Source organism: Methylocystis sp. Uni0008 (assembly GCF_056838045.1).
On sequence record NZ_CM166370.1, the window covers coordinates 2,810,137 to 2,822,358 of the forward strand.

General features: G+C 64.8%; 10 protein-coding genes. 7 read left to right on the forward strand and 3 right to left on the reverse strand.

Going from position 1 to position 12,222, the window contains the following annotated elements:
• The first annotated feature begins 321 nt into the window (after positions 1 to 321).
• Positions 322 to 3,354: a cation-translocating P-type ATPase gene (locus AC0X69_RS14100; RefSeq protein ID WP_482608421.1), complete on the forward strand. Its 3,033-nt coding sequence runs from the start codon at positions 322 to 324 to the stop codon at positions 3,352 to 3,354.
• Entirely contained in the window at positions 3,344 to 4,525 is a 1,182-nt protein-coding gene (gene metK, locus AC0X69_RS14105; RefSeq protein ID WP_482608422.1) for a methionine adenosyltransferase, read from the forward strand. The genes AC0X69_RS14100 and metK overlap by 11 nt, the downstream gene beginning before the upstream one ends.
• A 2-nt stretch (positions 4,526 to 4,527) precedes the next feature.
• On the opposite strand, the gene AC0X69_RS14110 is transcribed toward metK, so the two are convergent.
• Both AC0X69_RS14110 and AC0X69_RS14115 read right to left on the reverse strand, forming a co-directional pair.
• Positions 4,528 to 4,971, reverse strand: a complete 444-nt coding sequence (locus tag AC0X69_RS14110) for a hypothetical protein (RefSeq protein WP_482608423.1) — start codon at positions 4,969 to 4,971, stop codon at positions 4,528 to 4,530.
• Positions 4,972 to 5,328 (reverse strand): DUF5132 domain-containing protein, encoded by a 357-nt coding sequence (locus AC0X69_RS14115; protein ID WP_482608424.1) that lies wholly within the window; start codon positions 5,326 to 5,328, stop codon positions 4,972 to 4,974.
• A gap of 269 nt (positions 5,329 to 5,597) precedes the next feature.
• Between AC0X69_RS14115 and AC0X69_RS14120 the strand changes: the two genes are divergently transcribed.
• Entirely contained in the window at positions 5,598 to 6,560 is a 963-nt protein-coding gene (locus AC0X69_RS14120; RefSeq protein WP_482608425.1) for a magnesium transporter, read from the forward strand.
• 12 nt (positions 6,561 to 6,572) lie between these two features.
• On the opposite strand, the gene AC0X69_RS14125 is transcribed toward AC0X69_RS14120, so the two are convergent.
• Positions 6,573 to 8,456, reverse strand: a complete 1,884-nt coding sequence (locus AC0X69_RS14125) for a beta-galactosidase (protein ID WP_482608426.1) — start codon at positions 8,454 to 8,456, stop codon at positions 6,573 to 6,575.
• A 161-nt stretch (positions 8,457 to 8,617) separates the two neighbouring features.
• On the opposite strand from AC0X69_RS14125, the gene galK reads away from it, so the two are divergent.
• Genes galK through AC0X69_RS14145 form a run of 4 tightly spaced genes read left to right on the forward strand, consistent with a single transcriptional unit; the run spans position 8,618 to position 12,170 of the window.
• The gene (galK, locus tag AC0X69_RS14130; RefSeq protein ID WP_482608427.1) at positions 8,618 to 9,781 is read left to right on the forward strand and encodes a galactokinase; all 1,164 of its coding nucleotides are present in this window, start codon (positions 8,618 to 8,620) and stop codon (positions 9,779 to 9,781) included.
• Between the two features lie 9 nt (positions 9,782 to 9,790).
• Positions 9,791 to 10,840, forward strand: a complete 1,050-nt coding sequence (locus AC0X69_RS14135; RefSeq protein ID WP_482608428.1) for a UDP-glucose--hexose-1-phosphate uridylyltransferase — start codon at positions 9,791 to 9,793, stop codon at positions 10,838 to 10,840.
• 14 nt (positions 10,841 to 10,854) lie between these two features.
• Complete coding sequence (locus tag AC0X69_RS14140; RefSeq protein WP_482608429.1) at positions 10,855 to 11,511, forward strand: CoA transferase subunit A; 657 nt, start codon at positions 10,855 to 10,857, stop codon at positions 11,509 to 11,511.
• On the forward strand, positions 11,511 to 12,170 hold the full coding sequence (locus AC0X69_RS14145; protein ID WP_482608430.1) for a 3-oxoacid CoA-transferase subunit B: 660 nt from the start codon (positions 11,511 to 11,513) through the stop codon (positions 12,168 to 12,170). The genes AC0X69_RS14140 and AC0X69_RS14145 overlap by 1 nt, the downstream gene beginning before the upstream one ends.
• Positions 12,171 to 12,222 lie beyond the last annotated feature (52 nt).

The following is a 12,222-nucleotide window of genomic DNA, read 5'->3' on the forward strand; positions in this document are numbered from 1 at the left end:
CTTAAATTCGCGGACAGACAAAGCACAATATAAGCTTCCCGCGTCTGGGGAACGCCGACCGTCCATTAAGGTTCCGCGGACCGTAGAATTTCGCAAGCGCGAGATGCGCCGCTTCGCCGCCTGGCGCCTTACAGGCTTGCGACGGGCCGGGCGGTTGCGCCAATCCCACGCGCAACTATAGTAGCGGCCTCACACGCTGCGGCGCGCCGACATTGCGTGCGCTGCGGCGATGAAGCGCTTTGCTCGCGCGATCGATGCGCCCAAAATGTCATCGAACGGTCGTGAAATGCGGGCTTCGATGCGCGTCAGACAATGTGCTCGATGATCCTGGCTGAAGCGGACTCAGATGACGCGCCCGTAGGCTCACCTCGCTTCGGCGTCGAGTCCTGCGCGCAATTCAACGCGGAGCTGATTCACGACGCTTGTTCCGGCCGCGCGCGGCTGCGCCATATGGCGCTGCGCGGCCGCGCGACGCTCGCGCAGTCCGTCGAGGAACGCCTTCGACGCTTGCCGGGAGTCCTCTTCGTTCGGGCCAGCGCTTTGACGGGTTCGGCTCTCGTCGAGTTTCAGCCGCCGCTCACAAGCGCGCGGCTGATGCAGGCGCTCGAAACGGCGGTTGCTGAAGCGCCGATGTGGGACGCGGGCGAAGGCGCCGCCGCGACAGCTCCGCAAAACGCCGCTCACGCCGAGCCTGTCGACGCGCTCGCCCTGCGGCTCGAAACGAACGTCGCTCAAGGCTTAACGGCGGAGGACGCGGCGGAACGACTGCAGAAATGGGGACGCAACGAGCTTCGCCGCGCAGACCCGCGTTCGGCGGCGATTATTTTCGCCGAACAGATGACCAGCCTGCCGATCGCCTTGCTCGGCGTCTCGGCGGTGGTGTCGTTGGCGACCGGCGGCGTCGCCGATGCGGTGATGATCGCCGCGGTGGTGTTGATCAATGCCGGGATCGCCGCCGCCACCGAGCGGCAGGCGGATCGCACGATTTCGAGTCTTGCCGGCGAAGAGCTGTCAGAGGCCGTCGTCATCCGTAACGGGGTGCGATCAAGGATAGATTCGCGCGATCTCGCGCCTGGCGACCTTCTGCTGATCGAGCGCGGCGCCTCCGTGCCGGCGGACGCGCGGCTGATCGCCAGCGACGACATGACGGTGAACGAATCGGCGCTGACCGGCGAGGCGCAACCGGCGCCCAAGGACGCAAGAATCGTCCTGTCCCCGGATACGGGCGTTTCAGATCGTCGCAACATGGTGTTTCGCGGGACGTCGGTCACCGGCGGATCAGGCGCAGCCATCGTCACCGCCATCGGCGCGCAGACCGAGATCGGCCGCGTGCAGCAACTGCTCGGCGCGCTGCAGCGGCCGCAGACTCCCATACAGCGCGAACTTGGCGACGTGGAGCGCGAACTCGTCATCGTCAATGGCGTCATTTGCGCAAGCGTCTTTCTGCTCGGCGTCATGCGTGGACACGGTCTGATCCCCACTCTGCGCAGCGCGATTTCACTCGCAGTGGCTGCCATTCCCGAAGGACTTCCCGCGATCGCGACCACGACGCTCGCGTTAGGCGTGCAGGACATGCGCAAGCGCAAGGTGCTGGTGCGCAAGATCGACGCCGTGGAGACGCTTGGCGCGATCGAGACGATCGGACTCGATAAGACCGGCACGCTCACCGAAAACCGCATGGCGGCGGTTCGTGTTCACGTCGACAATGGGGCGTTTGAACTCAAAGAGGGCCGACTGTTGCGCGAGGGCGTCGACGCCGACGCCGCAACCACTGATATTGCGCGTCGCCTCTTCGAAGTCGCGACTCTTTGCAGCGACGCTGCGGTTGAGCCCGCCGCGAACGATTGGCAGATCGAGGGCACGCCGACCGAAACAGCGCTGGTGGAAGCGGGGGTGGCCATGGGCGTCGATCCCGTCGCGCTTCGGCGATCTGCGCCTGTGCAGGCGAATGTCGCGCGCGGCGAAGGCCGCAAGCGCATGAGCACGCTCCACGAAACGACTGACGGCGCGCGCGTGCTTTGCGTCAAAGGTGATCCAGTCGAGGTGTTGGCGCGTTGCGCGAACCGCCGCGCCGTCGATGGCGTCGCGCCGCTCGACTCAACGGCGCGGACGGCCGTCCTCAGGGCCAATGAACGTATGGCCGGCGACGCGCTGCGCGTCCTTGGCGTCGCGATTGGCGAAAGCGGCGGCGATCCCCGCAACGAGCGCGATCTGACCTGGCTCGGCCTCGCCGGCATGGCCAATCCCATTCGCGCCAGCGTCGGCCCGGCGCTCAAGCAGCTGCACCGGGCTGGCGTGCGCACGGTGATGATCACCGGCGATCAGAGCGCGACGGCATTCGCGATTGCGCGCCGGCTCGATCTCAATCACGGCGGCGAGCTGCGCGTGCTCGAAGCCGGGCAGATGGCGAAAATGCAGCCCGAGATGCTTGAGGCGCTGGCGAGACAGCCGCACGTCTTCGCGCGCGTCAGCCCCGTCGACAAGCTGAACATCGTCAAAGCGCTGCAGGGCCACGGCCATATCGTCGCCATGACCGGCGACGGCGTCAACGACGGCCCCGCGCTGCGCGCCGCCGACGTCGGAATCGCCATGGGCGGCGATGGCGCCGACGTCGCGCGTCAGGTCGCCGACATCGTGCTCGCGACCGACGACATGGACGGCGTCGTCGAGGCGATACGCCTCGGCCGCGCCACCTACGCGAATATTCGCAAGGTGTTGCGCTATCTTGTGTCCACGAATGCGTCGGAGACAATCGCCATGCTCGGCGCCGCCCTTGTCGGCAGCGGCGAGCCGCTGACGCCGATGCAATTGCTCTGGCTCAATCTGGCCACCGACGCGCTGCCGGCGATCGCGCTGGGTCTCGAACCCCCGGAGCCCGACGTGCTCGACAAGCCTCCGCATGATCCGAAAGCGCCCATTCTCGCGGCGTCGGACTTCCGGCGAATTCTTCGCGAGGGCTCGGTGATGGGCGTAGCGGCGCTTATCGGCTACTTCAGCCTCGGCGGCGGCGCAGGCGGCGGGCGCGCCAGCACCGTCACCTTTCATGGGCTCACCTGCGGCCAGCTGCTCCACAGCCTGTCCTGTCGCTCCGAGTCGCGAGGCCTGAGTTCCGAGATTGGCAGGCCCGCCAACAAGACACTCTACGGCGCCGTCGGCGCGACCCTGCTGCTGCAGGCGGGCGTGCAGCTTTTTCCTTTGACCCGGCGCCTTCTTGGCCTGTCGCCGCTTGTCGCCGGCGATCTGTTGCGGATCGGCGCGATTGCGCTCGGCAGCTCGCTCGCCAACGATATCATCGGCAGAATCGCGGATCGCGAAGAAGCGCCGCGCGCCAACGGAGAAAACCATGTCGCCTGACATGATCTTCACATCCGAATCGGTGACGCCCGGGCATCCAGACAAGCTCTGCGATCAGATCAGCGACGCCGCCATAGATGCTTTGCTGCGCGAAGATGATCGCGCGCGCGCCGCCGTCGAATGCGCGCTTGCGACAGGCGTCGTTTTTCTCGCAGCGCGATACGCCGCCGACGCGCTCGTCGATTTGCCGGCGCTCGCGCGCGCCGTGATGCAAGACGCCGGCTACGCCGCCGGGAGCTTCGACGCGCGAAATTGCTCGATCCTGACGAGCTTCATCGAACTTCCGCTCGAGGCGCGCGAACCGCCGCTTGAGGAACTCGAAGACGACGCCGCGATCGGCAGGCGCGTCGCGCATGAGCAGGCCAATGTGTTTGGCTACGCCTGTCGCGAGACGCCCGAATTCATGCCGGCGCCGATCAGCCTCGCCCACAGAGTCGCGCGCGCGCTGGACGCGGCGCGGCGCGACGGATTTTCGGCGCTCTCGCCCGACGCCAAGACGCAAGTGTCGGTCGAATATCGCGGCGGCCGTCCCGCGCGCATTTATGGAGTCTCTTTGACCGTCGCCTTCGACGGCGCGGCAATGGACGACGCTAAACTCGACCGGCTGCGTGCGCTCGCGCTCGATTCGCTCTCGGTGGGCGACATGAAGGCCGACGGTCAGACGAGGATACATGTCAACGCCGGCGAAAGCTTTGAAATCGGCGGACCGGCGCGCCACGCTGGCCTGACCGGGCGCAAGAGCGGGATCGACGCCTATGGCGAAATCGCGCGCCAGAGCGGTTCGGCGCTTTCAGGCAAGGATCCTTCGCGCATCGAGCGCGCCGGCGCTTACGCCGCGCGGCACGCCGCCAAGAATATCGTCGCGGCGGGGCTCGCCGAGCGCTGCGAAGTGCATCTCGCCTACGCGGCGGGGCAGGCGGAGCCGCTCAGTCTTTCAGTCGAAACTTTCGGCACCGGCTGGCTGGCGGATGAGAAGCTCGCCAGACGGCTCGCCCAGCTCATGGATTTCCGACCCGCAGCGATCGTTCGCCGTTTCGGCTTGCGCAGGGCGCCTCAGAGGTCCGGGCCAGCGGGCTTTTATCTTCCGCTTGCGACCTACGGCCATTTCGGCCGCGCCGATCTCGACCTTCCCTGGGAAGCGATCGACGTCGTGGATGCGCTGAAGGAATAGGCCTAATCGCCGCCGTCGCCGTCGCCATTGAGCGACCAGAATCCGCCAAGTCGGCTTGCGTACCAAAGCAGAGTGATGGCAGGCGGAAAGATGCTTTCTCGCGACATCTGCCATAGCGCCGCGCCAAGGAGAGCAACCGCTGCGACTGCCTTTGGGTCGATGGAGACTTCCGGCGCGACGCGCGCGACCGGAGGCGCTTCGCCGACAACAAATAGCCGGGCCTCCTGCGCCGCGACGCCGATGCGCGCCAGCGGTCCGCTGTGCTGAATGAGCACGCTGCCCGTCAGCGGCGCCACTTCGACGGCGCGGACCCCCGCGATCGCCGAAAGTCCCTTGGAGATCGAAGCGAAATAAGCGGCGTCGCCGCGACGGTCGGCGACGCGCAGCCGCGCGCGGCCGGGCATGGCATGAGCCACCTGCGCCAGTGGTAGAGTCGCGTCGCCCATCTATGCGCTCTCGCCAGCCGCGCGCGAGGCCGCAGCCTCGCCCGTTGGCGCCGCGCTCTCGGGTTTTGGCGTCGCTTCGGGTTTCGGATCGTGTTTGGCTTGCGCAGCCTTCGCCTGAGCGGCCGCCACAGCCGCGGCGAAGATGTCGGCGGCGGCTTCGGCCTTCGCTTCGGCGAAGAGATCCTCGGCAGCTTCGGCGAGTTCGGCGCTTTGCACGCGCGCCTCGTGATACGCCATCACTGCGGCTTTCAGCGCCGCTTTGGCGACCGGACGCACGCGTTGCGCGCCTTGGCGGTTCAGGAGCAGAACGGCGGCGGCGCCGGTCAAAGCGCCCAACGCAAACTGAAAGGGTTTCATCACTGCGACTCCGGTCCATTCGCTCCGGGCGGCCGCCAAATCAGAGCGGCGACGGTCAAGAAATCTACCAAAACACCTAGCATGCAACAATCGATGTGCGCACGAAATGAGCGTAAGGGTTCGTCACATCATTGTCACGCGGCCCATCCTATGACCTGCAGCTGCGCGCTGCTGATCAGGCGGAATGCTTCCCTCTCTCAAGAACATCATAAAACGTCATGACCGCACTGTCCCGTTTTCCGCAAACAGACCGCATACGAGTCGCCCAGATGAACGGCCAGACCGTGGAGCGCTACCTCGTGACGCGTGTGCCCATGGCTGGCCGGCAGGAGAGCGTTGGCGAAGCGCGCGCACGATTGATCGGCGAGCCATTCGAGGACGCTTCCCACGTCTTCGTGCTGGCCGAAGACGGTCGCCTCGTCGGCGTCGTCGCCATACGCGATCTCCTCGGCGCGGCGGAGACGACAGCTCTGCAGGACATAGCAAGAGCGGCTGAGGGCTATAGCGTTTCCATCGACGCGGACCGCGAAGATGCGGCGAGCGTCGCCATTCGCTCAGGGCTGTCGATACTGGCGATCTGCGACGCGGATGGAAGACTTCTCGGCGCCGTGCCGGCGCGCGCGCTCATGACGATCCTGCGGGACGAGCATCTTGAGGATCTGCACCACATGGTGGGCATCCTCGGCAAGTCAGAGGCTGCGAAAGACGCCTTGACGGCCGCGCCGCACCGCCGCGCGCTCTATCGATTGCCCTGGCTGCTCGTCGGAATGACTGGGAGCGCCGCGGCGACCGCCATGATGTCGCGCTTTGAGACTGCGCTCAGCGCTCACATCGCGGTCGCCTTTTTTATTCCCGCGATCGTCTATCTCGCCGACTCGGTCGGCACGCAATCGGAGGTGGTTGTCGTCCGTGGCTTGTCGTTGACCGATTCGGCGCTGCTGCCGCTCTTCCTCGGGGAGTTGGGCACGGGGGCGCTGCTCGGCTCGATGCTCGGCTGTCTCGCGTTCCCAATTGTTTGGTTCTTCTTTTCGAGCGTCGGCCTCGCCGCCACCGTGGGGATCTCCCTGGCCGTCGCGAGCACGATCGCAACGGCGTTCGGCTTTCTGATGCCGTGGCTTTTTGCAAGGCTCGGCTATGACGCGGCGCTCGGCTCCGGGCCTGTCGCAACCGTGGTCCAGGACACCTTTTCGCTCATGACCTATTTCGTCGTCGCTTCTTGGCTCGTGTTCTGAGTGGCGCGCGCGTCAGACGCGACGCCTGAACGCCGCGACGCCGCAAGGTTCGAGAAGCCGATCGCCAAGCAGGAGAGTTTCTTCCCCGACGAGCGCCGAGATATCGGTGGCTCGGGGTCCGTAATTGAACACGTAGCGAGTCGCGCCATTGTCGCGGACGCGGATATCCTCCGGAAGATCGAGCGTCGATATGCCGGCGGCGTGGAAAACGCGGCGCAGCACGCTGTCCAATAGTTCTTCGTCGGGCCAGCCGGCGAGATAAAAGACATTGTCGCATCGCGCGAGCGCTGTCTCGCCGTCCCCCGATGCGATCTCTCGCTCGACTTTTTCTCCAAGCGCGAGAAATTCGCGCCAGCGCACGAAGGCGCCTTTTTCTGAAATCCTCACACAGGCGCCCGGCCGCAGGCTCTCGACCCGCCTGACGCGAATGTCGATCAGACTTCGTAGAACGCCGGGGGGCAGTTCAGCCGGGATCTGAAAGTTGGCTGTCTTCGATCCCGTGCGCGGACCCAGCAACATCGTCGCGCCGCTTTTCGCCAGCGCTTCAGTAAAATCGCGAGACGGCGCAAAAAGCGCCGGCGCGATGATCAGCCTGCGCTCGGCGACGGCCGCCGCCGAGGGCGGAATGACGTCGACCGAAAGGCCCATCCGCCGCAGACCCCGATAAACAGAGAGGATGAGGTCGAAATAGGAAAAATCCTGACCTTGCGGTTGGATGCGCCATGCCCAAGCGCTCTCATAGTCGAAAACCAGCGCGACTTGCGCGCGCGCCGTTTCGACGCGCGCATCGAGCGCGGCAAGCTCTTTGGAGATACGGCTGAGGGCCTGATAGGCTTCATTGGGCTCGGCGTTGGGCAGCAGCAGCGCTTCATGCATCTGCTCCTGCGCGAAGGGCGCCTGCCGCCAGCGGAAGTAGCTCACTGTCTCGGCGCCGGCAGCGAAAGCTTCGAACGTCCAGAGTCGCACCGCGCCCTGGGCGGGCGCCGGATTCCACGGCGCCCAATTCACCGCGCCCGGCTGCTGCTCCATCACCTGCCATCTGCCGCGTCCGCATTGGCGGTAGAGGTCGTGATGAAACGCCTGAAAGTCGGGATCGCCGACCCGCATGTAGCGCATCTTGAACGCGTCGTCGTTGGATGAACGCTCGAGAAAGCCGAGCGGGTAGCTGTCCCACGCGGCGACATCCAGGTCCTCAGAGAGCGCATAATGATCAAAATCGACGAACGCTCCCATGAAGTTATGGAGGATCGTCGCATCTGGCGCGTGTCGTCGGATGATTTGGGTTTGACGCCTATTGAAGGCGACGACCTGATCCGACGAGAAACGCTGAAAGTCCATCAGATGCGAGGGATTGGCCTCGGTGACCGTCAAATTTGGGAGTTCGATCTCGTAAAAGCTTCGATATTCCATCGACCAGAAGACATTGCCCCAGGCCTCGTTCAACGTCTCGATGGAGCGGTATTTGGTCTCGCACCATTTGCGGAACGCCTGCAGGGCCGCCGGCGAATAGCTCAGCACAGTGTCATGGCAGCCATATTCATTGTCGGTCTGCCAGGCTGCTATGGCGGGGTTCCCGCCAAAAGCTCGCGCCAAACGCTCGACGATTCGGTCGCATTCTCGAGCGTAGCCTTGATGGCTGAAACAATAATGCCGGCGCGAGCCGAATTTGCGCGGGCGGCCCTCGGCGTCGAGCGCCGCCATATCGGGCATCTTGTCGACGAGCCATTTGGGCGGCGTCGCCGTCGGCGTTCCAAGCACGACCTTGAGGCCGGCGCGATCGAGCGCATCGACAGCGCGCTCAAGCCATTCGAAACGATAATCCCCCTCGTTCGGCTCCAGCCGCGACCAGGCGAATTCGCCAATGCGGACAAAGGAAAGACCGGTCTCCTGCATCATGGCCGCATCTTCGCTCCAGCGTGACTGCGGCCAATGTTCAGGATAGTAGCAAACGCCAAGGCGTTGACGTGTCATGCGCGGACTATCATTTGACTTCCTTATCGCCGCCGTTCGATGCGGCGTCGCCTTGACGGTTTCATGACAATAGGACTGTGGCTGGAATGGAGTTGAGGATTGAGCAGGATCTGATTGCCGACTTCCGCCAGAGTTTTGAGCGCGAGCCGCGCCTTTTTCGCGCGCCCGGCCGCATCAATCTGATCGGCGAGCACGTCGATTACAACGACGGCTTCGTGATGCCGGCTGCGATTGATCTGTCGATCTGGGCCGCCATCGCGCCGCGTCCTGACCGCCATCTTCGCATACGCTCGCTGATCATGGACGAAATCGTCGAATTCGATCTCGACGACTCTGCCGCGCAGCCTCGCGGCGACTGGACGGACTATATCCGGGGCGTGGCGATTTTTCTTGAGCGCGCCGGCTACAGGCTGAGCGGCGCGGATCTCGCCCTCAACGGAAATCTCCCGATTGGAGCAGGCCTTTCGGCCTCGGCGGCGTTTGAAGTCTCAGCCGGCTTTGCGCTTCTGACGATCTCCGGCGCCGAGGTCGACCGAGTCGAACTCGCCAAAATCTGCCAGCGCGCCGAAAATCAGTTTGTCGGCGTGCGCTGCGGGATCATGGACCAGTATATCTCGTGCTGCGGCGTCGCGGGGAGCGCCCTGTTGCTCGATTGCCGCAGCCTCACATCGCGCAAAGTTGCAATCGATCCGCAAGCGCGCCTCGTTCTTTGCGACACAATGGTGCGCCATCAGCTCGCGAGCGATGAATATAATGTGCGCCGGGAGGACTGCGAACGCGCGGTGGCGGTGCTCTCCACTCGGATCGCCGGCGTATCGGCGTTGCGCGACGTGACATTCGCCCAATTGATGCGACACGCGGAGTCGATGCCCGAACTCGTCTTTCGCCGCGCCCGTCATGTCGTCGGCGAGATCGATCGAACGTTGCGCGCCGCCGCGGCGCTCGACGCGGGAGACCTCAAGGAGTGCGGCCGTCTGATGAATCTTTCGCATGAAAGCCTGCGCGACGACTATCAGGTGAGCTGCGCCGAACTCGACCTGATGGTCGACATCGCGCACAGCCTTCCGGGAGTCTATGGCGCCCGGATGATGGGCGGTGGGTTCGGCGGCTGCACCATCAATCTCGTTGAAGCGCGACATGCCGACTCTTTTGCGCAGGCCACGGCCGAGAGATATCAAATCGCGACCGGCGTCACGCCGCCCATTCTCACCTGCGTCCCGGGTCTCGGCGCGGGCCCTGCCGGCGCATAGGAGCGGCGCGTGTCCCTGCTGAGCAGCATCTCGCATCGCCGGTTAAACCAGCTTACGGGCGAATGGATTCTCGTCTCGCCGCATCGTACGAGCCGGCCCTGGCAGGGTCAGGTGGAAAAGCTCCGCGATGCGGACCGGCCGCGCTATGATCCGACCTGCTATCTATGTCCGGGCAACGAGCGGGCGAACGGCCAGCGAAACCCACATTACCGAGGCGTCTTCGCATTCGATAACGACTTCGCCGCGCTCACGCCGCAGGCGCCCGCGGAGGAGATCGTTCAGGACGGGCTGCTTGTCGCCGAGGGCGAGACCGGCAGATGCCGCGTGCTGTGCTTCTCGCCGCGCCACGATCTGACTCTTTCGCGCATGAGCGTTCCCGAGATCGTTCCCGTCATCGACGCATGGCGGGACGAAACCATTGGCCTCGGCGAACTCGACGCGATCAATTATGTGCAGATTTTCGAAAATCGTGGCGCGGCGATGGGCGCCAGCAATCCGCATCCGCACTGCCAGATCTGGGCGACGCACAGCGTCCCGAACGAAGCCGTCAAGGAATCGAAGCGCCAGAACGCCTATCTGGCGCAGAACGGATGCTGTCTCCTCTGCGATTATCTGGCGCTGGAAGAAAGACTGGGCGAGAGGTTCGTTTGCCGCAACGATCATTTCGTCGCGCTTGTGCCGTTCTGGGCGATCTGGCCGTTCGAAACGATGGTGCTCGCGCGCAGGCATATCGGCTCTTTCGCCGATCTCACCGGGGAGGAGGCGAGGGGGCTCGCCGATATCCTTCGGCGGCTGACGACTCGATACGATAATCTGTTTGAAACTGACTTTCCCTATTCAATGGGGTTCCACCAGCGTCCAACGGACGGCGCGCCGCACGCCGACTGGCATTTCCATGCGCATTTCTATCCGCCGCTGCTGCGTTCGGCGACGGTGCGCAAATTCATGGTGGGCTTCGAGATGCTCGGCGAACCCCAGCGCGACATCACCCCGGAAACCGCGGCGGCGCGCCTGCGTGACGTTTCCGAGACGCATTATCTCGACACGCCCACACGATAGGCGGGGCACGACGAATGAAAAAAAGCGCGATCACCGCCGAAGCCACCGCCGAACTCATTCCCGACGGGGCGAGGCTCATGATCGGCGGCTTCCTCGGCGTCGGATCGCCGGAAGGGCTGATCGACGCGCTGGTTTCGCGCGGAGCCCGAGGATTGACGATCATCGGAAACGACACCGCCTATCCGACCGTGGGCGTCGGGAAACTGATCGAAGCGGGCTGCGTCGCGCGCGTGGAATCGTCGCATATCGGCACCAATCCGACGACGCAGCGGCTGATGTGCGCGGGCGAGATCGACGTCGAGCTCATTCCGCAAGGCACGCTCGCGGAGCGAATCCGCGCCGGCGGCTGCGGGCTCGGGGGCGTCCTGACGCCAACGGGCGTGGGCACGATCGTCGCGCAAGGCAAGCAGGTCGTGGAGATCGACGGCACCAGCTTTCTCGTCGAGAAGCCGCTGCGCGCCGATTTCGCTTTGCTGCGCGCGCATGAGGCCGACTATTTCGGCAATCTGACCTATCGTCTCACGGCCGCCAATTTCAACCCGCTCATGGCGTTCGCGGCCGACTGCGTCATCGTCGAAGCCGACGAAATCGTGCCGGTCGGGGTGATCCCGCCTGACGCGGTGCGCACGCCCGGCGTGCTCGTCGACCATCTTGTCGGCAGGGCGCGCTGATGGACCCGAAGGAAATCATCGCGCGTCGCGTCGCCATCGAGTTGCGCGACGGCATGCTCGTCAATCTCGGGATCGGCCTGCCGACTCTCGTGGCGCGTTTCATCCCAAAGGGAGCGTCAATCGCCTTTCAGAGCGAGAACGGCCTGATCGGCTTCAGCGCGCCGCCCCCCGAAGGAATGGTCAATCGCGACCTCATCGACGCCGGGGGCGGATTCATCATGGCCCTGCCGGGCGCCGCCAGTTTCGACAGCGCGACGAGCTTCGCGCTCATCCGGGGCGGCCATGTCGACATGGCGGTGCTTGGCGGGCTGCAGGTCGACGCCGCCGGACGTCTCGCCAGCTGGATGATCCCCGGTAAGTTTACGCCTGGAATGGGCGGCGCCATGGATCTCGTCGCCGGCGCCAGACGCGTCATCGTGGCGATGCAGCACGCCGCGAAGGGCGAACCCAAGATCGTGGAAACGCTTACGTTGCCGCCAACGGCGGCGCGGCGCGTCAGCCTCATCGTGACGGAACTCGCCGTGATCGAGCCGACGGATGCGGGCCTCACGCTTCGGGAACGCGCGCCGGGCGTTTCCGTCGCGGACATTGTCGCCAGCACTGGCGCCCGACTGATCCTGCCGGAGGTTACGCCTCAGATGCCGATCAGCTTGCAATGAACGCCGGCGCCCTTGATATCGATCGGGACCGCCACACTTGCTGCTTTGGCCG

Bases quoted from the DNA above. Each gene is read 5' to 3' on its own strand.
- AC0X69_RS14140 (WP_482608429.1), top strand. From the start codon at position 10,855: ATGAAAAAAAGCGCGATCACCGCCGAAGCCACCGCCGAACTCATTCCC.
- AC0X69_RS14120 (WP_482608425.1), top strand. From the start codon at position 5,598: ATGAACGGCCAGACCGTGGAGCGCTACCTCGTGACGCGTGTGCCCATG.
- galK (WP_482608427.1), top strand. From the start codon at position 8,618: ATGGAGTTGAGGATTGAGCAGGATCTGATTGCCGACTTCCGCCAGAGT.
- AC0X69_RS14115 (WP_482608424.1), bottom strand. From the start codon at position 5,328: ATGAAACCCTTTCAGTTTGCGTTGGGCGCTTTGACCGGCGCCGCCGCC.
- AC0X69_RS14110 (WP_482608423.1), bottom strand. From the start codon at position 4,971: ATGGGCGACGCGACTCTACCACTGGCGCAGGTGGCTCATGCCATGCCC.
- metK (WP_482608422.1), top strand. From the start codon at position 3,344: ATGTCGCCTGACATGATCTTCACATCCGAATCGGTGACGCCCGGGCAT.
- AC0X69_RS14100 (WP_482608421.1), top strand. From the start codon at position 322: ATGATCCTGGCTGAAGCGGACTCAGATGACGCGCCCGTAGGCTCACCT.
- AC0X69_RS14145 (WP_482608430.1), top strand. From the start codon at position 11,511: ATGGACCCGAAGGAAATCATCGCGCGTCGCGTCGCCATCGAGTTGCGC.
- AC0X69_RS14125 (WP_482608426.1), bottom strand. From the start codon at position 8,456: ATGATGCAGGAGACCGGTCTTTCCTTTGTCCGCATTGGCGAATTCGCC.